Below are 21,384 nucleotides of genomic sequence, written 5' to 3'. Positions count from 1 at the left end.
TATAAACTACGTATCCAGCAAGCGGGCGCGTACCTTCACCACGACTTTCTTTATCTCGCCTGGCTCAAGGATTGCGCATCCTGGCTTATGTGGCTCTCCCGGCATAAATACGGCGCACATCCCCGACCGGAGGGTGACACACTGTTCACCTGCAATCTCACTGCACAACTGATAATCTTCTTCAGGATGAAAATCTTCACGCTGGCGTGCCGAGCCCGTCACGCCAAAGAGGATGCGCTCTTCTCCCGTCAATAACACCTGGATATCAATATATTGCTCATGCAGTTCCGCTTTCTTCTGGTCTGGAAACTGCGTGGCAAACGTCATCACGTTCATGAAGATATCCTCACCGCGAAGCTCATAACGTCCTGCCGCTTTTTCCAGCGGACGGGCAGCCAGCGCGAGGGTTAGCGCCTCCAGAAGAACGGGATGCAACCCCGTGGAGGGAAGCGTCCGAATCTCACCAAAAAACATCATCTTTCTCCCTGAGCTAACAGCGCCGCGCCCAGTAAGCCCGCATCGTGTCGATAGTGCGCGGCGGTTAATTCAACGTGATAAACAGAAGGATGCTCCTCAAGATACGCGCGGACCCGCGCCAGATACCCTCCTGCCAGCCCGATGCTGCCGCCAATCACCACGCGCTGGCAGTCCATCACCGCTTTCGTGTCGGCAATAAGCCGCGCCAGTACCTGTGCAGAACGTTGGACCAGTTCCGCCGCCTGTTTATTTCCCTCTGCCGCGCGCGCAAAAATCGTTTTTGCATCGCATCCTGCAAGCTCTCCCCTGGCTGCGGCGGCAATACCGCGACCAGACGCGATGGCTTCCACGCACCCCACGCGACCACAGCCGCATTGCGGGCCGTTTGGATCGGCGAGCGTATGCCCAAGATGCCCTGCCAGTCCGCCGCTTCCGGTCACGAGTTTCCCGTTACTGACTACGCCGCCCCCCACGCCCGTTGAAACAGTCAGGAATACCATGTCTTTAATTTCCTTCGCACTAACGTGATATTCCGCCCATGCCGCAGCCTGAGCATCATTGATCGCTAGGGTCGGCAAACCAGCAATGTCTTCGAGCGTCTGCACCAGCGGAAAATGGTGCAATCCTCCGAGATTTTGCGGGTTAATCGCCAGCAGATTGCCGTCCTGAATGATTCCGGTTGAGGCAATGGCCGCACGCGTTGCCTGGGTCTGTAACGGCTTGACCAGCTCAGCCAGCGCCTCACGCAGCGCGTCAGGCGTCTTACTGGCGGGCGTAGGGCATTCGCGTCGCGCGTGGATCTGTAAACCGTCATCCACCAGGGCGGCGGCAAGTTTAGTTCCACCTATGTCTATCGCCAGTGTCGTCATAGCACCGCCCCGCTCGGAAATGTTTTTATCCCGTTGTGACATACTTCATCCCTTACGAATGTGCCCGGTACAGGTCCGGGCAAGCGGATTAACTTTTGCTTTTCGCTAAAGCGCTTTTATCGCCGCCAAACGGGACGGCTCCGCTGAAAGGTTTACCGTCAATAGCGTCATGCGTACGCAGGGCTTCTGGCCTGATCCAGCGCTGAACGCGGGAGGGCATATCCAGACCAATAAGCAAGATCACCACAAACGTCAGGCCAAAAGAGAGCGATCCCAGGGCCGTGCCCAGCGCCATATCCTGCGACAGCAGCGCGCCAATCACCGGGGCAATCGCGCCGCCCAACGCGCCAACGTTGTAGGTAAAGCCCAGACCCGCCGCACGCTGGTCGGTATCGAAATAGCCACCGATGAGTTTGGGTAAGATCCCGGAGATCCCCTGCCCCAGCATCTGCTGGAAAAAGAGTAACAAGCCCAACACCCAGACATTGGCGCCGCCGATCGCAAAGACGGGGACAATCAGGAGCTGTGAGGCCAACAGGCTACAGACATAGGCCTTGCGGGTGCCAAGCCAGTCACCGAGAAAACCGCCCACGCAGCAGCCTACTGCCGCGCCGAAGCCGCTAAAGAACAGCACCTTCGCCACCGTTGAGGGATCATAGGCCAGGTCGGTTTTCAGATAAGTGGGTAATAGCGCCTGAATCGGCCAGGAGTAGAGAAAGGCGAAGAGCACGACAACCATCAACGTGACGCCCGTCGGCCAGCGTTTACCGCTGCTTTGCACCATAAAGCTGATAAAGACGATGGCGCACAGCAGGCCGAGAATAACGACCAGCCCCGCGTTGTTGAGTTCGCCTGCAAAACAGAACCACAGCGCCGTACCGGCAAACAGCGTCATCGCCATATTGATGACGTGGTATTTGCCGCGATACAGAATATCAACCATGGTGCGCACCGGGGCTTTGCCTTCGTGCTTCGCTTTCCAGTCCTCAGCTTCCGGAATATTTTTCCGCAGCCATAGGGCAAAGACGATGGGCAGAATGCCGATAAAGAACAGCGCCCGCCAGCCCCAGACGGGCACGACAAGGCTGTAGACCTGGGCCGCAACCACGGCGCCGACGGAGAAACCGGAAATCAGAAAACCACTCGCCTTGTTGCGCAGGTGCTTTGGCCAGCTTTCAATTACATCGGTTGCGCTGGAGCCATATTCCCCCGCCATCCCCATGCCTATCACCATGCGGGCGATAAACAGGGTGACGTAACCCGGCGCAAAACCGCAGGCCAGCGTACCGCAGGAAAAGAGCACGATGCTGGTGATCATCGCCAGCTTGCGGCCATAGCGGTCGCCCATGGCGCCCAGCAGCAGGCCGCCGAACCAGCGCGATATAAAGGCCGCCGAAATCAGGCTCGCCGCTTCCACTGTCGTCAGGGCAAACTCGCTTTTTATTTCTGTCAGGACTAAGGCTATCAATACAAAATCGAAGCCATCAAGCAGATATCCCAGCCAGGCGGCGGAGAAGGCGCGCCACTGAGGACGGGTAAGATGGCGGTACCAAGGGATGCTTTGGGTAGACTTACTCATTTCACTCTCCCGACGATTTCTCTGTCGTTTTGCCGGATGGCGGCTGCGCCCCCGGCGATGTGTTAGCGTTTTTCCGCCATTAGCTGCTCCGCCAGCGCTTTCAGCGCTGGCACGAATTTTTCATCCACAGGGGCAAACGGCTTACGGCACAGCGGCCCGGATACCACGTCCATATAGTGCAGAACCGTTTTCAGACCACGGAACACCCCGGCTTTAATCAGCAGATCGATCACCGTGTTGCATTCGCTTTGCAGGCGCTGTGCGGTGGCGTTATCCCCTTCACGAACCGCTTTAGCGATCGCCTGGTAGCGCCAGCCCATAATGTTGTAGGTGCTGCCGATCCCCCCGTCCGCGCCGGCCAGCAGGCCGGAGGCGAAGATCTCGTCATAGCCGTTGTAGAGCACCAGATCCGGATGTTCGCGACGGATCTGCTCCATCTGGAAGAGATCGCCGGAGGTTTGCTTCAGCGCGCCGACGCCGGGCAGCGTTACCAGCGTGTTGATCTGATCCAGCGTTAACTTAACGCCGCTTAGCGCAGGGATGTTATAAACCACCATCGGCAACCCCTCCGCGGAGTCAATAATTGCACGGTAATGATCGCAATGTTCTTCAAAGCTAAAGGGATAGTAAAACGGTGTGACGGCGGACACAGCGTCAAAACCGACGCGGGCGGCGGCCATGGCTAACTGCTGGCTTTCCGCCGTGCTGACGCAGCCAACATGGGCGATGAGCGTGATTTTCCCCTTCGCCTCTTCCGCCACAATCTCCATCACCTGCTCTCGTTCCGAAAGGCTCTGTACAAAGGCCTCTCCCGTTGAACCGCCGACGTACAGCCCATCGATACCCTGTTCAATATTGAACCGCACCAGACGGCGCAGGCTTTCTTTATCCAGCATCTGCTCAGAGTTAAACGGGGTCAGGAGTGCGGCCATTACGCCGCGTAATTGCGTTGCCATAGTTACCTCAATCGATCGTGTGTTTGTTATAACGACATACCTTTATACCTGTTATACCAGATCAATTAAGCAGCAGTAGAATACAGAACGCTTATATTGCGATCTGCTTCACTAAAGGATCGTTATTTTTTGGCTTTTGAATGCTGGCCGAAAGCGTGCCAGGTGGCGGAGACGCTGTTAAGGTGAGTTTGCAACGCCCGATCCGCTTCATCGGGATCGCGGCGGCGGATCGCATCCACAATTGCGATATGCTGGCGATAGCTGACTTCATTATGCTGATAAAGCTCTGCGTCCGGCACTTTAGGACGCGCCGCAATTAACCAGTCAAGCAGCGCAACGTGGATCGCATTGAAGATCGGATTGCCGGGGATCTCCGCCAGCACGCGGTGAAAATCGACATCGGAACGAATAAATAGCGTGTTGTCATCCAGGGACTGGCTGTTGATCTCCAGGGCTTTTGTGAGCTGCGCAATCTGATCGTCAGTGGCATATTCTGCGGCATAACGAACAAGGCTGGATTCAAAGAACAGGCGAAGCTGCTCGAAATGGGCAATACCGCCGGGCTGGGTCAGAAAGTCTTTCGCCATTCCCGACAATTCACTGATGATGGTATCGGCAGACGGCATGGTTACGCGGGCACGTTCACCGTTGTTAATCTGCACCAGCCCTTTACGCTTTAGCGCCGCCAGCGCTTCGCGCACCGAGGGGCGACCCACGTTGAAGAACTCCATCAGTTCGCGCTCGGAGGGTAACTGCTCTCCCTGGGCAAATTCCTTCCGACGGATCATCTGCTCCAGCTCTTCTTCCACCATATCAGACAGTTTTTTGCGCGCCAGCGGCCGACGGCGCAGGCTGCGACCAATGGTTTCATCAGAGTTTTCAGCTTTAAGATCAGTCGGTTTCATTGCAGTCCGGTGCCATTGAAGGAAAACAGTTCATCATAACACAGGAAATTAGAGGGGGCGAAAAGGGACCGAAAGCAAAACAGGCCCGTCGGGCCTGTTTGTTTATTTCACAACGCGCAGTGCGGGACGACCACCGCGTGGTGGTGGCTCGTCATCCGGATCGGTGTCGTCATTATGATCGGGTTTATCGCCATCGATGACAGACATTACCGTGTCGCTTTCGCGTTCATCGGATGCCTCATCATCATTCAGGCTGGCAACCTCTTCATCATAAGCCGCTTCCGGCTCAAACATGGTGCCCGCACCGTTTTCACGGGCGTAGATAGCCAGCACAGCTGCCAGCGGCACGGAAACCTGACGCGGCACGCCGCCGAAGCGCGCATTAAAGCGCACTTCGTCGTTCGCCAGCTCCAGGTTACCCACTGCGCGTGGCGCAATATTCAGTACAATCTGTCCGTCGCGCGCGTATTCCATTGGAACCAGCACGCCCGGCAACGTCACATCCACAACCAGGTGCGGCGTGAGCTGGTTATCCAGCAGCCATTCATAGAAGGCGCGCAGCAGATACGGACGGCGTGGTGAAAGTTGTGACATTTCCACAGTCATTAGCCTCGGCCGAGACGCATTTCACGTTCCGGTTCAGTTAAAGATGCCAGGAAAGAGTCGCGTTCAAAGACGCGAGTCATATAGCCTTTCAGCTCTTTCGCGCCAGGGCCGCTGAACTCTACGCCCAGGGTTGGCAGACGCCACAGCAACGGAGCCAGGTAGCAATCCACCAGGCTGAACTCGTCGCTCAGGAAGAAAGGCTTTTGACCAAAGACTGGCGCGATTGCCAGCAGCTCTTCACGCAGCTGTTTACGTGCAGCATCCGCTTCAGAAGAGGAACCGTTGACGATAACGTTCATCAGCGAGTACCAGTCTTTCTCGATACGCTGCATGTATAGGCGGCTTTCACCACGCGCAACAGGATAAACAGGCATCAGCGGCGGATGCGGGAAACGCTCATCCAGGTATTCCATAATGATACGGGATTCCCACAGGGTCAGCTCGCGATCCACCAGCGTCGGTACGCTTTGGCTCGGGTTGAGATCGATCAGATCCTGAGGCGGGTTATCCTTTTCCACATGCTCGATCTCAAAACTGACACCCTTCTCGGCCAGCACGATACGAACCTGATGGCTATAAATGTCAGTAGGACCAGAAAACAGCGTCATTACCGAACGTTTGTTGGCAGCGACAGCCATGAAAACCTCCAGGTATATTCAGAATTTTTACTGCTACCAGCCCAACGGGGCCAGCCAGATGATGTATCGCCCATCCCAGAGAAGACACATTGTTCAAGAATCGAACAAAAATCGAGTATTCACCGATATTTGGGCAGAAAATTGGATGATAGTTTACCAGATTTTGATGGCTTTGTGGTGAGGGGATTCCGGAAATGTGGAAAAAGAGAAGATATATGAAATGTTACTGTGGATAACCTGCGCATTATCCATAAAAAAACCCGCCGAAGCGGGTTTTTCGCCAATCGTTCTGCGTAAGCAGAATGGATTAACGTTTGGAGAACTGTGGACGACGACGTGCTTTACGCAGACCCACTTTCTTACGTTCAACCTGACGAGCGTCACGAGTAACGAAGCCAGCTTTACGCAGTTCAGAACGCAGGGATTCGTCGTACTCCATCAGAGCGCGGGTGATACCGTGACGGATCGCACCTGCCTGACCGGAGATACCACCACCTTTAACGGTGATGTACAGATCCAGTTTTTCTACCATATCAACCAGTTCCAGCGGCTGGCGAACTACCATGCGGGCAGTTTCGCGACCGAAGTATTGTTCCAGAGAACGCTGGTTGATTACGATTTTACCACTGCCCGGTTTGATGAAAACGCGAGCTGCGGAACTTTTGCGGCGACCAGTGCCGTAGTATTGATTTTCAGCCATTGCCTATAATCCCGATTAGATGTCAAGAACTTGCGGTTGCTGTGCCGCGTGGTTGTGCTCGTTGCCTGCGTAAACTTTCAGTTTACGGAACATAGCACGACCCAGCGGGCCTTTTGGCAGCATGCCTTTAACCGCGATTTCAATCACACGCTCAGGACGGCGGGCAATCATCTCTTCAAAGGTCGCTTCTTTGATACCACCGATGTGGCCGGTGTGGTGGTAGTACATTTTGTCAGTACGCTTGTTGCCGGTAACAGCAACTTTGTCAGCGTTCAGAACGATGATGTAATCACCGGTATCAACGTGCGGAGTGTATTCCGCTTTATGCTTACCGCGCAGGCGACGAGCCAGTTCAGTAGCCAGACGGCCCAGAGTTTTACCGGTCGCGTCAACAACATACCAGTCGCGCTGTACGGTTTCTGGTTTAGCTGTAAAAGTTTTCATTAAAAGCTTACCCAAATAATAAGTTACACGTTGGTGAACACCCAAACGTTTAGTCAGTTGAGGTTCACACGACAAAGTCCGGCAAACCTACCCCTTCGAATAGCACATGCCGACACATAGAAAGTTTCGGGAAAAAAACCTTCTCGTAACGTGGGGTCGCAAGATTATAGAGAAGTTGAGGTCAAAGATCGACCCTTAAATGTGATTTGGAATGGGTTTTTCGGGGTCAGGTATTGTGCGGTCTGGTGCCCTCACCCCCAGCCCCTCTCCCACGGGGAGAGGGGAGCATTTATTACGGCATATGCTCACGCTTGAGGTACTCTTCGCTCTGCATCTCTTGCAGGCGCGACAGGCAGCGCTGGAACTCAAACTTCAGGCGCTCGCCCTGATAAACCTCATATAAAGGCACCTCGGCGCTGACCACCAGCTTAACGTGGCGCTCGTAAAACTCATCTACCAGCGCGATGAAGCGGCGCGCTTCGCTCTCCATGAGTGGGGTCATAACGGGCACATCCCACAACATAACGGTATGGAACAGACGCGAAAGTGCAATGTAGTCATGCTGGCTGCGGGCGTCCACGCAGAGCGTTGCAAACGAGACGGCCAGCGTCTGGTTTTCAACGCCAAGCGTCGGCAACGGACGATGATTAATCTCCAGCGCTGGCGCGTTATCCCGCGGCGCTCCCGCCAGCGCCAGCCACAGTTTATCCATCTCGCGGGCTGTGTCGGCGTTCAACGGCGAAAGCCACAGGTGTGCCTGCGTTAATGTGCGCAGTCGATAATCGACGCCGGCATCGACGTTCATGATGTCGCAGTGCTGTTTGATAGCATCAATGGCCGGCAGGAAACGCGCCCGCTGGAGACCATTGCGATAAAGCTCATCCGGCGGGATATTGGAGGTCGCCACCAGAGTGATCCCACGCGCAAACAGCGCTTTCATGAGGCCCCCCAACAGCATGGCATCCGTAATATCGGAAACGAAGAACTCGTCGAAGCAGAGCACGTCCGTTTCCGCCTTAAAGCGATCGGCCACAATGTCCAGCGGGTCGGTTTCGCCCTGGAGCGCCGTCAGCTCTTCATGGACCCGCAGCATAAAACGGTGAAAGTGCAGGCGCTGCTTACGCGTGCCGGGCAGGCTCTGGTAGAACATGTCCATCAGCCAGGTCTTACCCCGCCCAACGCCGCCCCACATATATAAGCCACGAACCGGTGCGTTTACCGTGGGCTCTTTTTTGCCCAGTAAACGGCCGAATGCCGCCTTCAGCCCACTGCTCTGCACCGCATCGGCGGGTTTCGCCAGAAGTTCCTGATAAATCGTGTCCAGGCGGTTAACCGCTTCACGCTGGACATCATCCGGCTGGTGTGTGCCCTCGCTCAGGGCCAGTTGGTAACGCGATGAAGGGGACAGGTTTTGCATGATGTTGTTGTTATTCCTTTAGTTAAACCTCACCAGCGCGCGTGGCTGATGAAAAAAAGGCCGTTCTACACTACGCGATGATACGTCAGGATTCCACTTCTGCGGAAATAGCGGTTATAGTGGCATAATCAGGCACAGGCAGGAGCCGAGCCAACACCCTACGGAACAACAAGACAACGGGAGAAGTTCATGACCTGGGAATATGCGCTAATCGGTTTAGTCGTCGGCATCATCATTGGTGCTGTGGCCATGCGTTTCGGTAACCGCAAATTGCGTCAGCAGCAGTCACTGCAATACGAACTGGAAAAGAACAAAGCTGAACTGGAAGAATATCGCGAAGAGCTGGTCAGCCACTTTGCCCGTAGCGCTGAGCTGCTGGACAACATGGCGACAGATTATCGCCAGCTCTACCAGCACATGGCAAAAAGCTCCAGCAGCCTGCTGCCGGAAATGACCGCGGAGACCAACCCCTTCCGCAATCGTCTGGCTGATTCTGAAGCCGGTAACGATCAGGCTCCGGTTCAGATGCCACGCGACTATTCAGACGGCGCGTCCGGCCTGCTGCGCGGTGGCGTAAAACGCGATTAATCGCACAACCTGAATAAATTTTACGGGCGCACCTTATGCGCCCGTCCTTTCTTCCCGTCCCCAGCTATTATTTAGTCAAACACCTCATTGTTCAGCGGTTGAAAATTCAATAACATCAAGATGTTTTTGGGGCCGTTCTTTTTCATTCCAGGATACGAGAGTCAGCATCAATGAAGAAAAAAAACCAGCTGTTGAGCGCCTTAGCGTTAAGTGTCGGGTTATCTCTCTCGGCGTCCTTCCCCGCCAGTGCGGCACTGCCTTCGCAGGTGCCTGGACAAGAAGCCATTCCCAGCCTTGCGCCGATGCTTGAAAAAGTCCTGCCTGCGGTAGTCAGCGTTCAGGTGGAAGGGACGGCACGCCAAAGCCAGCGTATTCCTGAAGAGCTGAAGAAATATTTTGGCGAAGATGCGCCGGATCAGCAGGCTCAGCCGTTTGAAGGCCTGGGCTCAGGGGTGATTATCGACGCGGCTAAGGGCTATATCCTGACCAATAACCACGTGATCAGCCAGGCCGATAAAATCAGCGTTCAGCTGAACGATGGTCGGGAGTTTGACGCCAAACTGATCGGCGGTGACGATCAGAGTGATATCGCCCTGCTACAGGTGCAAAACCCCAGCAACCTGACCCAGATCGCCATTGCAGATTCCGATAAGCTGCGCGTCGGTGATTTTGCCGTCGCGGTCGGTAACCCGTTCGGTTTAGGCCAGACCGCCACCTCCGGAATTGTCTCCGCCCTGGGGCGCAGCGGCCTGAATCTCGAAGGGCTGGAAAACTTCATCCAGACCGATGCCTCCATCAACCGGGGCAACTCCGGCGGTGCGCTGCTTAATCTGAACGGTGAGCTGATCGGCATCAACACCGCTATCCTCGCGCCAGGCGGCGGTAGCATCGGGATTGGTTTTGCCATTCCGAGTAACATGGCGAAAACCCTGTCTCAACAGCTGATTCAGTTTGGCGAGGTTAAGCGCGGTCTGCTGGGCATCAAAGGCATGGAGATGAGCGCCGATATCGCCAAAGCCTTTAAGCTCAACGTCCAGCGCGGGGCGTTTGTCAGCGAAGTGCTGCCCAACTCAGGCTCTGCGAAAGCGGGCGTGAAATCCGGCGACATTATTGTCAGCCTGAACGATAAGCCGCTGAGCAGCTTCGCTGAATTACGATCACGTATTGCCACCACGGAGCCGGGCGCTAAAGTGAAGCTGGGCCTGATCCGTGAGGGCAAACCGCTGACCGTGGAAGTGACGCTGGACAAGAGCACCTCCTCTTCCGCCAGCGCAGAACAGATCTCCCCTGCTCTACAGGGCGCTACGCTGAGCGACGGTCAGCTTAAAAACGGCACGAAAGGCATTACCGTCACTACCGTTGAGAAGAGCAGCCCGGCCGCGCAGGCAGGTTTACATCAGGACGACGTGATCGTGGGCGTGAACCGCACTCGCGTGCAGTCTATTGCCGAAATGCGTAAGGTGCTGGAGAGTAAACCGGCGGTCATTGCCCTGCAAATTATCCGTGGCAACGACACCCTCTACATTTTACTGCGTTAACCATTTGCGACTCCGGACATCGCCGCTGCGTGTGATGTCCGGATAACTCATGTTATGCTGCAAACCGTTCCTTTTTTAACGACACACGCATCATGCTTTTAAAGCTCTTTCGTTCAATTGTCATTGGTTTGATCGTTGCCGGTCTGCTGCTGGTGGCTATGCCATCTTTACGCCAGTTCAACAAACTGTCGGCTCCTCAGTTCGACAGCACGGATGAAACGCCTGCAACGTACAATCAGGCGGTACGCCGTGCCGCCCCCGCCGTGGTTAACGTCTATAACCGCGGGCTTAACAGTTCCGCTCATAACCAGCTGGAGATCCGCACGCTCGGTTCCGGTGTGATCATGGATGACCGGGGCTACATCATCACCAATAAACACGTCATTAACGATGCCGACCAGATTATCGTCGCCTTACAGGATGGCCGCGTGTTTGAAGCCCTGCTGGTGGGGTCGGACAGCCTTACCGACCTGGCGGTGCTGAAGATCAACGCCACAGGCGGTCTGCCGACAATCCCGATTAATCGCAAACGCACCCCGCACATCGGCGATGTGGTGCTGGCGATCGGTAACCCGTACAACCTGGGCCAGACCATCACTCAGGGGATCATCAGCGCGACCGGTCGAATCGGCCTGAACCCGTCAGGGCGGCAGAACTTCCTGCAAACCGATGCCTCAATCAACCACGGTAACTCCGGCGGTGCGCTGGTGAACTCTCTCGGCGAACTGATGGGCATTAACACCCTCTCGTTCGACAAGAGCAACGACGGCGAAACGCCGGAAGGGATTGGCTTTGCCATTCCGTTCCAGCTGGCGACCAAGATCATGGACAAGCTGATCCGTGATGGCCGCGTGATCCGTGGCTACATCGGTATTGGCGGGCGTGAAATCGCGCCGATGCATACGCAGGGCGGTGGTATCGATCAGATCCAGGGGATTGTGGTCAACGAAGTGGCGCCTGGCGGCCCGGCGGCCAACGCAGGTATCCAGGTGAACGACGTTATCCTTTCCGTCAACGGTACGCCAGCGGTCTCTGCGCTGGAAACCATGGACCAGGTGGCTGAGATTCGCCCGGGCTCCATCATCCCTGTTGAAGTCATGCGTAATGACAAGAAGCTGACGATTCAGGTCACCATCCAGGAATACCCGGCCACTAACTGACGGGCATAAAAAAACGGAGCTTAACGCTCCGTTTTTTTTACCGGGATAAGATCACTTGTTAACGAATTCTTCGCCCAGCGTAATGTCTTTCTTCAGCGTATCCAGCATGCCTTCCATCGCGTTTTGCTCAAACGCGCTCAGCGTGCCGATAGACTTACGCTCTTCAACACCGTTTTTACCCAGCAGCAGCGGCTGAGAGAAGAAGCGCGCGTGTTCACCGTCGCCTTCAACATAGGCGCATTCAACAACGCCTTTTTCGCCCTGCAACGCGCGAACCAGAGACAGGCCGAAACGTGCCGCCGCCTGGCCCATAGACAGGGTTGCAGAACCGCCACCCGCCTTCGCTTCCACCACTTCGGTGCCTGCGTTCTGAATACGTTTGGTCAGGTCAGCCACTTCCTGCTCGGTGAAGCTCACGCCCGGGATCTGCGACAGCAGAGGCAGGATGGTCACGCCAGAATGACCGCCGATAACCGGCACTTCCACTTCCGTTGGCTGCTTGCCTTTCAGCTCAGCCACGAAGGTATTGGAGCGGATGATATCCAGCGTAGTTACGCCGAACAGTTTGTTCTTGTCGTAAACGCCCGCTTTCTTCAGCACTTCTGCTGCGATAGCAACGGTGGTGTTCACCGGGTTGGTGATGATCCCGATGCACGCTTTCGGGCAGGTTTCAGCAATCTGCTGAACCAGGTTTTTCACGATGCCCGCGTTGACGTTGAACAGGTCTGAACGATCCATACCCGGTTTACGCGCAACACCCGCGGAGATCAGCACTACGTCGGCACCCTGCAACGCAGGACGCGCATCTTCACCGGAGAAGCCTTTGATTTTCACAGCTGTCGGGATGTGGCTCAGGTCAACCGCCACACCTGGGGTTACCGGAGCAATATCGTACAGGGAGAGTTCTGAGCCTGAAGGCAGTTGGGTTTTCAGTAGTAGGGCAAGCGCCTGGCCGATACCACCAGCAGCGCCGAGGACTGCGACTTTCATCCTAAACTCCTTATTATGGTTAACTTAAGTATCTGTAACTCCGTTGCGGCGACCATAATTCAGCACGTCATTAATTACAATTTTCATCGCTAAAGAATTTGAGGTCGCACGTCTTTCGCCTTCACCTGAATACTATCGGGATGCAGGCAACAACGAATTAAGAGGGGGTTACAATACACCCTGCCACGCCACCAAAACAACATCATTTTGATAACATTTAATTTACTTTTAAGCTTATTTGCGCGGCGTGACCCAGGCATGTTTTCCGATAACGAAATCTGATAAAATCTCTCCCTTTCATAACATTATTTCAGCCTGGTGCCAGGTAGATAATTTGCATAAAAATTCATCCACATGCATAATAATGTTGTTTCTATCGTCATATTCCGGGTGACTTATGCGAAGCTCGTCTAAGCAAGAAGAATTAGTGAAGGCGTTTAAAGCGCTACTCAAAGAAGAGAAATTCAGTTCTCAGGGAGAAATTGTTCAGGCGTTGCAGGAACAAGGCTTCGACAACATCAACCAGTCGAAGGTCTCTCGCATGTTAACCAAGTTTGGTGCGGTGCGTACGCGCAACGCCAAAATGGAAATGGTTTATTGCCTGCCTGCTGAACTTGGCGTGCCAACGACCTCCAGCCCGCTGAAAAACCTGGTTCTGGACATCGACTACAACGATGCCGTGGTCGTGATCCACACCAGCCCGGGCGCAGCCCAGCTGATTGCCCGCCTGCTGGACTCGCTGGGTAAAGCAGAGGGGATCCTCGGAACTATCGCTGGCGATGACACCATTTTTACCACCCCGGCAAATGGTTTCTCGGTGAAAGACCTCTACGAAGCGATTCTGGTCCTGTTCGAACAGGAGCTGTAATTGTCTGCCCCGTAGCGCCTGGCTGCGGGGATCATTCTGCTCTTGCCTCGTTTTACCCTGCTTTTCTCTGCCTGCTACTTTTGCAAATAGTGCTTTTTACCGCCTGTTAACATTCATTCAGTGAATGGTCTGCCGCAAAATCGCACTAAAAATCAAATTGTCCTATCCCTTTGATTTATTCAAGAAAAAACCACAAACCTCGCATTGTGCTGCCCTTTTTTATGCATTCTCGTTATAAAAAATGAATTTTTTAACGCGTAATAACAGACGAAACCATTAGTCTGGTATTAATTTTTTGCGTGATTAGTGTATACTTTATTTTGTGATGAGGGTCACAGAACAAAGACCCCAGTAAAATAATTGACGAGGTAAATAATCATGAAAATTAAAACCACTGTAGCTGCCCTGAGCGTACTGTCAGTCCTGTCATTCGGTGCGTTTGCAGCCGACACCATTAATGCTGAACAGGCACAATCCCGTCAGGCTATCGGGACTGTTTCTGTTGGCGCCATCGGTACGTCTCCGATGGACATGCACGACATGCTGAACAAAAAAGCGGAAGAACAGGGTGCGTCATCCTATCGCATCATCGAAGCGCGCAGTGGCGACCACTGGCACGCTACCGCAGAACTGTACAAATAAACCCTCGTCGTATCTCATCATACGACTTGCCCCTGACCTCCCGGTCAGGGGCTTTTTTATCACTGGCGCACGTTGAAACGCAGTTGCCCTTCCAGCTCCTCCTCCGCTTCATCAAACAATAAAATCAATGCGCCAAAGCGTCTGCGTAGTTTTTCAGGCAGATGGGTAAATTCGATTTCCAGCGGTAACGGCAGACGATCGCCGGTAACCACATCCCACAGCATATCAAGATTGCTTACGCTGCCCCGCTCCAGGTCGAACGCCCGAATAAACTCGCGATAGAAGTCTTCCTGACTCTCAATTTCGTCAAAATCAAAGGTATAAATTTTCATTGCCAGCCACCCGGTACAGGCGGGCGGCAAATGCCGCCCTGTCTATTATAATCCCCCGATATGCAGGGTTTTGACTTCCAGAAACTCCTCCAGCCCCAGCACGGACCCTTCGCGGCCCAGCCCGGACTCTTTTACGCCCCCAAACGGACCCAGCTCGGTCGAGACCGCACATTCATTAATTCCGATCATGCCGCTCTCAATGGCCTGCGAGACGCGGAACACGCGCGAGAGATTCTGGGTATAAAAGTAGGCTGCCAGCCCGTAAGGCGTATTGTTAGCGCGCATAACCACTTCGTCTTCCGACGTGAAGCGGAAGCAGGCGGCAACGGGACCAAAGGTCTCCTCTTCTGCCAGCTTCATGCCTTCATGGCAGTCACCGAGTACGGTTGGCATCCAGAAGTTGCCGCCAAGTTCGTGCGGTTTACCCCCAGCCAGCACCGTGGCGCCCTTCGCTACCGCATCTTCGACGTGCTCACGGACTTTTTCGACAGCCGAAGGCTCAATCAGCGGGCCGACAACGACGCCCTCGTCCAGACCGTTCCCCACCTTCAGCGCCTTCACCGCATCGGCAAGTTGATTGACAAACTTGTCATAGACCGTCTCCTGAATATAGAAACGGTTTACGCTGACGCAGACCTGCCCAGCGTTACGGAACTTATTGGCGATCGCGCCTTTGACGGCGGCCTCAATATCCGCGTCCTCGAAAACGATATATGGCGCATTACCGCCCAGCTCCATCGATACCTTTTTCATGGTCTCTGCGGAATTGCGAACCAGCGTTTTCCCGACGGCGGTTGATCCGGTAAACGAGATTTTGCGCACGTCATGGCTGGCCATAATGGCGTCACTAATTTCTGAGGTGCTCCCCGCGACCGCATTCAGCACACCATCCGGCACACCGGCCTGCTTCGCCAGCGTCAGCAGCGCAAAGGCGCTCAGCGGCGTGTTGTTTGCAGGCTTGATGACGCCGGTACATCCTGCTGCCAGCGCCGGGCCGAGCTTACGGGTAAGCATGGCCATCGGGAAATTCCATGGCGTGATAGCAGCAACCACCCCGACAGGTTCACGAGTGGCCAGAATACGGGAGCCGGGTTTAACCGGAGGAATGATTTCACCGTTGGCGCGCTTGGCCTGCTCGGCAAACCACTGAATGAAGCTGGCAGCGTAGTCCACCTCACCCTCAGCCTCTTTCAGCGGCTTGCCCTGCTCGGTAGTCATCAGCCGCCCGAGCCAGCTTTTGTTCTCGATAATCAGTTCATACCAGCGATAGAGGATCGCGGAACGCTCTTTTGCCGTTTTTGCGCGCCATGCGGGAAAGGCCTTCGTCGCGGCCGCAATGGCCTCTTCGGTTTCGGCTTTCCCTGCTTTCGCCACTTTCGCGACCACCTCGCCCGTGGCCGGGTTTAGCACATCAAACGTGGTGTCGAGTGTTTTCCAGATACCGTTGACCAGATACCCGGTCTGAAAAAGAATACTGTCCTGAAGAGCCTGGGTTGTCATGTGTCCTCCCTTCCTGAATGTTTGAACCTGCAAGAATAAGTATAGCCACAAAAAAACCGACGCTTTTGGCGTCGGTTTTCTCTTCATTAGCTGTCTGTCAGCGCATTCTGGTAGCGGTGCAGCATAAACACCAGCCGCTCTACCGGCTCGGTAACCTGCGGCGGCGCTTCCCAGATCCGCAGTTTCTCCTGGTAGATATCCAGTTCCTCCAGCAGTTGCTTAAAGTAGCGGCGACGTTTGTCATCACTCGATGCCGATATCACATGGTCCGCCGTTCGCCGTAGCTGGCGGTGGAAAGTGGACAAATCATCGTTGATCGGCACTGGCGCGTTCCGCAGACGCTGGTGCGCGATAATCATGGTTAACGCCAGGCGGAAGCGGGCGACATCGCCCGGGAATTTATTCAGCAACAGGAACAATTGCTGATAGAGCGCCGGCAGGTGGTTCTCCTTGCGCCGCGCGGTGTTGGTAGTCAATGACGATACGGCGGCCGACACAAACTGATTCAGCAGCACACGCCCTGTCCGCGCCTGAGAGTTATCCCGCACCAGCAGGATCACCATCATCGCCAGGAAACAGCCCACCAGCTGACCTAATGCGCTATCCAGGAACTGGCTGAAATGGAAGGTCATCGGGTTATCCAGCACGATGATGTTAATCGTGCTCGCCAGCGCACCCAACGATCCCAGACGGCGTTTTTGTACCTCAATCCCGATAAAGAACGCCATCACCGCCAGGCTGATGCAGAGCAAAAGCATGCTTTGCTGCGTCGAGGGAATAATCACCAGGAAGTAGAGCGCACCAATGGGTAACGCCGCAATGGTGCCGTACAGAAAATCGATCGCGACCATGCGCGGGTTGGGCAGACGCATCGCCAGCGCGGTGACGACGGCAATCATCACCATCGCGCCGCTGCCGGACGTCCAGCCGGTCCACAGCCAGAACAGCGTGCCGAGTATACAAGCCAGGGTGGTACGCCATAAATTAACCATCGCATGGTGGCGTTCGGCGGACTCCGGTTTGATCACCACTTCGCCCTGTAACACCTCTTCTTCCGCCGCACTGATTTTGGTGTTGCTAATCACGCCGCGTTTCAGGAGCAGGTAGCGCGTTGCGGCGCCTACCCAGGTATAAATGGTGACTGGCGTATCCCGTTCTCCTGTCCATGCAATCACACGACGCATGCGTTTAAGCTGTCGATGCACGTCCTGCACCGTCTCCACGGGCTCATCAAACAGTTCGCGGAAAGTATCCGTTACCACTTCGGGGCGGGTGTTCTGAATCAGGTAGGTTTCACACGCCTGGGTGATCAGCGTTAACGAGACGGTATTGATCGCTTTCAGACGACGATTGGCCCGCTCCCAGCGGGAAGACTCCATGTTGAGATTACTGCGCATCCCTTCCAGCGCCTGCGTGCGGCGCACCAGCGCGCTCCAGGCCTTGTCGACCTCTTCGCTGTCGCCGTGCTTAATGCACAGCTGCATAAGCTGGTACTGAGCAACAATCAGCGCGTCCAGCTCACGATCGACTTCCTGCTTGATGGATCGCGGAGAGAAGAGCAGATCTGCGACAATCGCGCAGACGATACCAATGACAATCTCGCTACAACGTTCGACGGCGAACTGCGGAGCAAGCAGCGGTTCACTCTGAATGGTGATGATAATAATCAGCGCGGTATACCCCGCCAGACCCCAGGCGTACGAGTTCTCCACCTTCACCAGCGAAGAGACCCAGGTGCAAAAACCCGCCCAGATACAGCACACAATCAGCATCAGCAGCGGCGTGCGGATCATCAGGATGATAATGGTCAGGGCGGCGATACAGCCGATAAAGGTGCCGATAATACGCAGCATCCCGCGATAGCGAATTGCCCCGGAGTAAGGTTCGCCACCCGCCGCGAAGGCTGGACCGGCGGCGACGATCGCGGCGGTCAGAACGGCCCAGCGCGGCGTTTCAAGCTGGAAATGGAAGCCAACAAACAGCGCCAGCACAATGGCGCATGCCAGCTTCACGGCGAAGCGGATGTGCTGGCTGGCGATGGAAAAAATGCCCATAGCGATCAACCAAACTCGCGCAGGCGATGGGCGATTTGACGGAAGATAGAATCCTGGCTGGCATCACGGTCTTTTTCACCCGTGATCACCACCGTCGCGGTGGTGCCTGCGGGCCAGAGGTTGCTCTGCTGCTCATCCAGACGAATGCGTACCGGTACGCGCTGCGCCAGGCGAACCCACTCGAGGTTAGAATCGACGGTCGCCATTCCTTTTGTATCATTGGTACTGCTGGAGTTGGTCACCCCCGCGGCCACGCTGTCCACGGTTCCCTTCAGGACCCGGTTGCTGCCGAGCGGCGTGATTTCGGCGCGATAGCCCGGACGCACGCCTTCCAGCTTGGTCTCTTCCATATAGGCGAGGACGTAGAAGGAGTTCTGTTTCACCAGCGCCACGGCAGTTGAGCCGCGCGTGATAAACTCACCCGCATAGACGTTGAGGTTGGTCACCCAGCCATCGGACGGCGCGCGGATAACGGTACGTTCCAGATCGAGCTTCGCCAGATCGCGCGTCGCCTGCGCTTTTGCCAGCTGATGCAGCACGGTTTGCAGCACGTTATTAGACTGGTCAATCTCTTCCCGGGACATAGCCTGGATGCCCAGCTTGTTACGGCGACCTGCTTCACGGCGTTTTTCAGCGGCCAGCGCGTTGTAATACGCCACGTCGGCTTCCGCTTCTTCCAGCGCTTTTTGATAGCGCGGCTGGTCGATGGTGAACAGCACCTGATCTTTTTTCACCAGTTGGTTATCGTGGACGTTGACCGCCGTAATGAGACCGGCGACATCGGGCGCTATCGCGACCACCTCCGCGCTGAAACGCGCATCGCGCGTCCACGGGGATTCGGTGTAATAAACCCAGGCGCGAAAAATAGCGATGAACGCCAGGATGACCAGCGCCATAGTGATGGCAGTGCGGGAGATTTTTCTTGTTAGCGTTTTCACATCAACCTCAGACAAACATGCGCGATATTAAATAGAACAGGCAGCAATACAGCGCGGTATTGAACAATGCAGGATGCCAGACGAAATCATAAATCCCGGTAGGGACCAGCACCTTGCGCACCAGCCAGAAGATCGCCAGTGATAAAAGAAGCTCGAAAAATATCGGTGGGAACGACAAACCGAACACCACGATAACGGGAAACAGACTCATGTTGACCTTGATTAAAGAGAGTGCAGGTTACTGGATTTTTAAGCTCGCGCCGCCGCAGGAGAGCAAGAATTGCCGGGCGAGAGTGGCGCAGCCGTTATGTAATTAATAATATATTAACGTAACTGTTATGCTGTTATCTATCATATGTGATCTAAATCACTTTTAAGCCAGAGTGAATAATGGAACGTCTAAAACGCATGTCCGTCTTTGCGAAAGTGGTTGAGCAAGGCTCTTTTACCGCCGCAGCACGTCAGCTACAAATGAGCGTCTCATCCATTAGCCAGACAGTGTCAAAACTGGAAGATGAGCTCCAGGTGAAGCTGCTCAACCGCAGCACCCGCAGCATCGGGCTGACGGAAGCGGGTAAAATTTACTATCAGGGCTGCCGTCGAATGCTGCATGAGGTGCAGGATGTTCACGAGCAGCTCTATGCCTTTAACAACACGCCTATCGGCACGCTGCGTATCGGTTGTTCTTCAACTATGGCACAAAATGTTCTCGCTGCCATGACGGCGGAAATGCTTAAAGAGTATCCCGGTTTAACCGTTAATCTGGTAACGGGCATTCCGGCACCGGACCTGATTGCCGATGGGTTAGACGTGGTGATCCGCGTTGGCGCGTTGCAGGACTCGAGCCTGTTCTCGCGTCGACTGGGCAGCATGCCGATGGTGGTCTGCGCGTCGAAAAGCTATCTGGCACAGTATGGCGTGCCGGAAAAACCTGCCGACCTGAGCAACCACTCGTGGCTGGAATACAGCGTTCGGCCAGATAACGAATTTGAACTGATCGCGCCGGAAGGGCTTTCCACTAAACTGCTGCCTGAAGGCCGCTTCGTCACCAACGATCCGATGACGATCTCCCGCTGGCTGGTCGCCGGGGCCGGGATCGCTTACGTGCCGCTGATGTGGGTGATCAATGAGATCAACAGCGGCGTACTGGAGATCCTCTTCCCGCGTTACCAGTCCGATCCACGTCCGGTCTACGCTCTGTATACCGAGAAGGACAAACTGCCTCTCAAAGTACAGGTGTGTATTAACTATCTGACCGAGTATTTTGTCGAAGTGGCGGAGCTGTTTCAGGGGATGCGCGGCAGAAGAAAGGAGTAATAAAGTAATCGCTATAATCATATCTGGCATGAATATTCCCCGGATGGCACTCACATTCATCCAGGAATATTTCCGCCCTCCTCTCAGGAATGGCTAATTGACACTCCCGCCACCCGCCATTTACCTTATAAGCAGTCTGAACATCAGACTGTTATATATTTGTTACCAATATGAATAATAAAATGTATTTCGCAGGATGACGTTAAACAAGGAAAAGAGATGAATATATTCGAACAAACACCGCCTTCACGCAGGCGCTATGGACTCGCCGCGTTCATCGGTTTAATTGCAGGGATCGTCTCCGCTTTTGTCAAATGGGGAGCCGAAGTGCCACTTCCGCCACGCAGTCCCACCGATTTATTCACCGGCGCATGCGGACCTGAGCAATTAATAAGAGCCGCAAGCCAGATTGACTGTTCCCGCAACTTTTTAAACCCACCTTATGTCTTTTTACGCGACTGGCTGGGCGTTGCTGATCCTAACGCAGCCGTTTATACATTTGCCGGACATATATTTAACTGGGTCGGTGTGACCCATATTATTTTCTCAATCGTCTTCGCTGTGGGGTATTGCGTTGTTGCGGAAGTCTTTCCGAAAATTAAACTCTGGCAGGGTTTGCTGGCGGGTGCGTTAGCCCAGCTTTTTGTGCATATGATCTCCTTCCCGCTGATGGGTCTGACGCCACCGCTGCTTGAGTTGCCGTGGTATGAACACGTGTCAGAGATCGTGGGGCATCTGGTCTGGTTCTGGTCGATCGAAATCATTCGTCGTGACTTGCGTAACCGCATTACTCACGAGCCTGATCCAGAGATACCGCTGGGTAACTTACGTTAAAAAAAAGGCGCTACATCTGTAGCGCCTTTTTT

General features: G+C 54.6%; 23 protein-coding genes. 7 read left to right on the top strand and 16 right to left on the bottom strand.

From position 1 onward, the window contains the following. Positions 1-6: 6 nt before the first annotated feature. The 10 genes from nanQ to zapE all read right to left on the bottom strand — a co-directional run bounded on the left by nanQ (position 7) and on the right by zapE (position 8,591). Positions 7-474 (bottom strand): N-acetylneuraminate anomerase, encoded by a 468-nt coding sequence (gene nanQ / locus H2Z33_RS10780; protein ID WP_032670742.1) that lies wholly within the window; start codon positions 472-474, stop codon positions 7-9. Next, positions 474-1,346 (bottom strand): N-acetylmannosamine kinase, encoded by an 873-nt coding sequence (nanK, locus tag H2Z33_RS10775; protein WP_015571999.1) that lies wholly within the window; start codon positions 1,344-1,346, stop codon positions 474-476. The genes nanQ and nanK overlap by 1 nt, the downstream gene beginning before the upstream one ends. A gap of 88 nt (positions 1,347-1,434) precedes the next feature. Next, positions 1,435-2,925: an MFS transporter gene (locus H2Z33_RS10770; RefSeq protein ID WP_063135413.1), complete on the bottom strand. Its 1,491-nt coding sequence runs from the start codon at positions 2,923-2,925 to the stop codon at positions 1,435-1,437. A 62-nt stretch (positions 2,926-2,987) separates the two neighbouring features. Further along, positions 2,988-3,881, bottom strand: coding sequence for an N-acetylneuraminate lyase (gene nanA / locus H2Z33_RS10765; RefSeq protein WP_047733892.1), 894 nt, complete (start codon positions 3,879-3,881; stop codon positions 2,988-2,990). A gap of 122 nt (positions 3,882-4,003) precedes the next feature. Further along, entirely contained in the window at positions 4,004-4,786 is a 783-nt protein-coding gene (nanR, locus tag H2Z33_RS10760) for a transcriptional regulator NanR (RefSeq protein WP_017382717.1), read from the bottom strand. A 102-nt stretch (positions 4,787-4,888) separates the two neighbouring features. Beyond that, positions 4,889-5,386 carry a ClpXP protease specificity-enhancing factor gene (sspB, locus tag H2Z33_RS10755; RefSeq protein WP_026080566.1) on the bottom strand — a complete coding sequence of 166 codons (498 nt, stop codon included), beginning with the start codon at positions 5,384-5,386 and terminating at the stop codon, positions 4,889-4,891. Positions 5,387-5,391: 5 nt separating this feature from the next. Beyond that, on the bottom strand, positions 5,392-6,030 hold the full coding sequence (gene sspA / locus H2Z33_RS10750) for a stringent starvation protein SspA (RefSeq protein WP_003860438.1): 639 nt from the start codon (positions 6,028-6,030) through the stop codon (positions 5,392-5,394). Positions 6,031-6,337: 307 nt separating this feature from the next. Next, on the bottom strand, positions 6,338-6,730 hold the full coding sequence (rpsI, locus tag H2Z33_RS10745) for a 30S ribosomal protein S9 (protein ID WP_003860436.1): 393 nt from the start codon (positions 6,728-6,730) through the stop codon (positions 6,338-6,340). A 15-nt stretch (positions 6,731-6,745) separates the two neighbouring features. Then, positions 6,746-7,174 carry a 50S ribosomal protein L13 gene (rplM, locus tag H2Z33_RS10740; protein ID WP_003860434.1) on the bottom strand — a complete coding sequence of 143 codons (429 nt, stop codon included), beginning with the start codon at positions 7,172-7,174 and terminating at the stop codon, positions 6,746-6,748. Between the two features lie 292 nt (positions 7,175-7,466). Beyond that, entirely contained in the window at positions 7,467-8,591 is a 1,125-nt protein-coding gene (gene zapE / locus H2Z33_RS10735; RefSeq protein ID WP_017693899.1) for a cell division protein ZapE, read from the bottom strand. A 189-nt stretch (positions 8,592-8,780) separates the two neighbouring features. Here zapE and zapG point away from each other — a divergent pair, with 189 nt between their 5' ends. The 3 genes from zapG (at position 8,781) to degS (ending at position 11,877) form a co-directional block, all read left to right on the top strand. Then, positions 8,781-9,179: a Z-ring associated protein ZapG gene (zapG, locus tag H2Z33_RS10730; protein ID WP_003860432.1), complete on the top strand. Its 399-nt coding sequence runs from the start codon at positions 8,781-8,783 to the stop codon at positions 9,177-9,179. A 170-nt stretch (positions 9,180-9,349) separates the two neighbouring features. Beyond that, positions 9,350-10,717: a serine endoprotease DegQ gene (gene degQ / locus H2Z33_RS10725; protein ID WP_015572006.1), complete on the top strand. Its 1,368-nt coding sequence runs from the start codon at positions 9,350-9,352 to the stop codon at positions 10,715-10,717. A gap of 92 nt (positions 10,718-10,809) precedes the next feature. Then, complete coding sequence (gene degS, locus H2Z33_RS10720) at positions 10,810-11,877, top strand: outer membrane-stress sensor serine endopeptidase DegS (RefSeq protein WP_003860430.1); 1,068 nt, start codon at positions 10,810-10,812, stop codon at positions 11,875-11,877. Between the two features lie 51 nt (positions 11,878-11,928). Here the strand turns inward: degS and mdh are convergent, their stop codons facing one another. Then, the gene (gene mdh, locus H2Z33_RS10715) at positions 11,929-12,867 is read right to left on the bottom strand and encodes a malate dehydrogenase (RefSeq protein WP_003860429.1); all 939 of its coding nucleotides are present in this window, start codon (positions 12,865-12,867) and stop codon (positions 11,929-11,931) included. A gap of 397 nt (positions 12,868-13,264) precedes the next feature. Here mdh and argR point away from each other — a divergent pair, with 397 nt between their 5' ends. Further along, positions 13,265-13,735 (top strand): transcriptional regulator ArgR, encoded by a 471-nt coding sequence (gene argR / locus H2Z33_RS10710; RefSeq protein WP_003860428.1) that lies wholly within the window; start codon positions 13,265-13,267, stop codon positions 13,733-13,735. A gap of 378 nt (positions 13,736-14,113) precedes the next feature. Next, positions 14,114-14,377 carry a peroxide/acid stress response protein YhcN gene (gene yhcN, locus H2Z33_RS10705; protein WP_023304501.1) on the top strand — a complete coding sequence of 88 codons (264 nt, stop codon included), beginning with the start codon at positions 14,114-14,116 and terminating at the stop codon, positions 14,375-14,377. A 59-nt stretch (positions 14,378-14,436) separates the two neighbouring features. On the opposite strand, the gene H2Z33_RS10700 is transcribed toward yhcN, so the two are convergent. The 5 genes from H2Z33_RS10700 to aaeX all read right to left on the bottom strand — a co-directional run bounded on the left by H2Z33_RS10700 (position 14,437) and on the right by aaeX (position 19,412). Next, the gene (locus H2Z33_RS10700) at positions 14,437-14,709 is read right to left on the bottom strand and encodes a barstar family protein (RefSeq protein ID WP_003860424.1); all 273 of its coding nucleotides are present in this window, start codon (positions 14,707-14,709) and stop codon (positions 14,437-14,439) included. A 45-nt stretch (positions 14,710-14,754) separates the two neighbouring features. Continuing rightward, a complete protein-coding gene (locus H2Z33_RS10695) occupies positions 14,755-16,209 on the bottom strand; it encodes an NAD-dependent succinate-semialdehyde dehydrogenase (RefSeq protein ID WP_022649558.1) in 1,455 nt (484 codons plus the stop codon). Between the two features lie 86 nt (positions 16,210-16,295). After that, positions 16,296-18,263 (bottom strand): p-hydroxybenzoic acid efflux pump subunit AaeB, encoded by a 1,968-nt coding sequence (gene aaeB, locus H2Z33_RS10690; protein WP_063135415.1) that lies wholly within the window; start codon positions 18,261-18,263, stop codon positions 16,296-16,298. Between the two features lie 5 nt (positions 18,264-18,268). Next, positions 18,269-19,201 carry a p-hydroxybenzoic acid efflux pump subunit AaeA gene (aaeA, locus tag H2Z33_RS10685; protein WP_017382713.1) on the bottom strand — a complete coding sequence of 311 codons (933 nt, stop codon included), beginning with the start codon at positions 19,199-19,201 and terminating at the stop codon, positions 18,269-18,271. Positions 19,202-19,208: 7 nt separating this feature from the next. Beyond that, on the bottom strand, positions 19,209-19,412 hold the full coding sequence (aaeX, locus tag H2Z33_RS10680) for a p-hydroxybenzoic acid efflux pump operon protein AaeX (protein ID WP_003860416.1): 204 nt from the start codon (positions 19,410-19,412) through the stop codon (positions 19,209-19,211). 179 nt (positions 19,413-19,591) lie between these two features. Here aaeX and aaeR point away from each other — a divergent pair, with 179 nt between their 5' ends. Continuing rightward, the gene (gene aaeR / locus H2Z33_RS10675) at positions 19,592-20,518 is read left to right on the top strand and encodes an HTH-type transcriptional activator AaeR (protein ID WP_017382712.1); all 927 of its coding nucleotides are present in this window, start codon (positions 19,592-19,594) and stop codon (positions 20,516-20,518) included. A 219-nt stretch (positions 20,519-20,737) separates the two neighbouring features. After that, complete coding sequence (locus tag H2Z33_RS10670) at positions 20,738-21,352, top strand: YagU family protein (RefSeq protein WP_017382711.1); 615 nt, start codon at positions 20,738-20,740, stop codon at positions 21,350-21,352. Positions 21,353-21,384 lie beyond the last annotated feature (32 nt).

Origin of the sequence: Enterobacter sp. YSU, from assembly GCF_016082135.1 — a bacterium.
Lineage (GTDB): Bacteria > Pseudomonadota > Gammaproteobacteria > Enterobacterales > Enterobacteriaceae > Enterobacter > Enterobacter hormaechei_C.
The sequence above is the reverse complement of the archived record's forward strand: the minus strand, read 5'-3'. Positions and strand labels throughout refer to the sequence as shown.

Excerpts from the sequence above, each read along its gene's own strand:
- aaeR (WP_017382712.1), top strand. The coding sequence starts at position 19,592 with ATGGAACGTCTAAAACGCATGTCCGTCTTTGCGAAAGTGGTTGAGCAA.
- nanR (WP_017382717.1), bottom strand. The coding sequence starts at position 4,786 with ATGAAACCGACTGATCTTAAAGCTGAAAACTCTGATGAAACCATTGGT.
- aaeB (WP_063135415.1), bottom strand. The coding sequence starts at position 18,263 with ATGGGCATTTTTTCCATCGCCAGCCAGCACATCCGCTTCGCCGTGAAG.
- yhcN (WP_023304501.1), top strand. The coding sequence starts at position 14,114 with ATGAAAATTAAAACCACTGTAGCTGCCCTGAGCGTACTGTCAGTCCTG.
- nanA (WP_047733892.1), bottom strand. The coding sequence starts at position 3,881 with ATGGCAACGCAATTACGCGGCGTAATGGCCGCACTCCTGACCCCGTTT.
- H2Z33_RS10670 (WP_017382711.1), top strand. The coding sequence starts at position 20,738 with ATGAATATATTCGAACAAACACCGCCTTCACGCAGGCGCTATGGACTC.
- zapG (WP_003860432.1), top strand. The coding sequence starts at position 8,781 with ATGACCTGGGAATATGCGCTAATCGGTTTAGTCGTCGGCATCATCATT.
- nanK (WP_015571999.1), bottom strand. The coding sequence starts at position 1,346 with ATGACGACACTGGCGATAGACATAGGTGGAACTAAACTTGCCGCCGCC.
- degQ (WP_015572006.1), top strand. The coding sequence starts at position 9,350 with ATGAAGAAAAAAAACCAGCTGTTGAGCGCCTTAGCGTTAAGTGTCGGG.
- degS (WP_003860430.1), top strand. The coding sequence starts at position 10,810 with ATGCTTTTAAAGCTCTTTCGTTCAATTGTCATTGGTTTGATCGTTGCC.
- rplM (WP_003860434.1), bottom strand. The coding sequence starts at position 7,174 with ATGAAAACTTTTACAGCTAAACCAGAAACCGTACAGCGCGACTGGTAT.
- sspA (WP_003860438.1), bottom strand. The coding sequence starts at position 6,030 with ATGGCTGTCGCTGCCAACAAACGTTCGGTAATGACGCTGTTTTCTGGT.
- argR (WP_003860428.1), top strand. The coding sequence starts at position 13,265 with ATGCGAAGCTCGTCTAAGCAAGAAGAATTAGTGAAGGCGTTTAAAGCG.
- H2Z33_RS10770 (WP_063135413.1), bottom strand. The coding sequence starts at position 2,925 with ATGAGTAAGTCTACCCAAAGCATCCCTTGGTACCGCCATCTTACCCGT.
- aaeX (WP_003860416.1), bottom strand. The coding sequence starts at position 19,412 with ATGAGTCTGTTTCCCGTTATCGTGGTGTTCGGTTTGTCGTTCCCACCG.
- nanQ (WP_032670742.1), bottom strand. The coding sequence starts at position 474 with ATGTTTTTTGGTGAGATTCGGACGCTTCCCTCCACGGGGTTGCATCCC.
- H2Z33_RS10700 (WP_003860424.1), bottom strand. The coding sequence starts at position 14,709 with ATGAAAATTTATACCTTTGATTTTGACGAAATTGAGAGTCAGGAAGAC.
- H2Z33_RS10695 (WP_022649558.1), bottom strand. The coding sequence starts at position 16,209 with ATGACAACCCAGGCTCTTCAGGACAGTATTCTTTTTCAGACCGGGTAT.
- rpsI (WP_003860436.1), bottom strand. The coding sequence starts at position 6,730 with ATGGCTGAAAATCAATACTACGGCACTGGTCGCCGCAAAAGTTCCGCA.
- mdh (WP_003860429.1), bottom strand. The coding sequence starts at position 12,867 with ATGAAAGTCGCAGTCCTCGGCGCTGCTGGTGGTATCGGCCAGGCGCTT.
- zapE (WP_017693899.1), bottom strand. The coding sequence starts at position 8,591 with ATGCAAAACCTGTCCCCTTCATCGCGTTACCAACTGGCCCTGAGCGAG.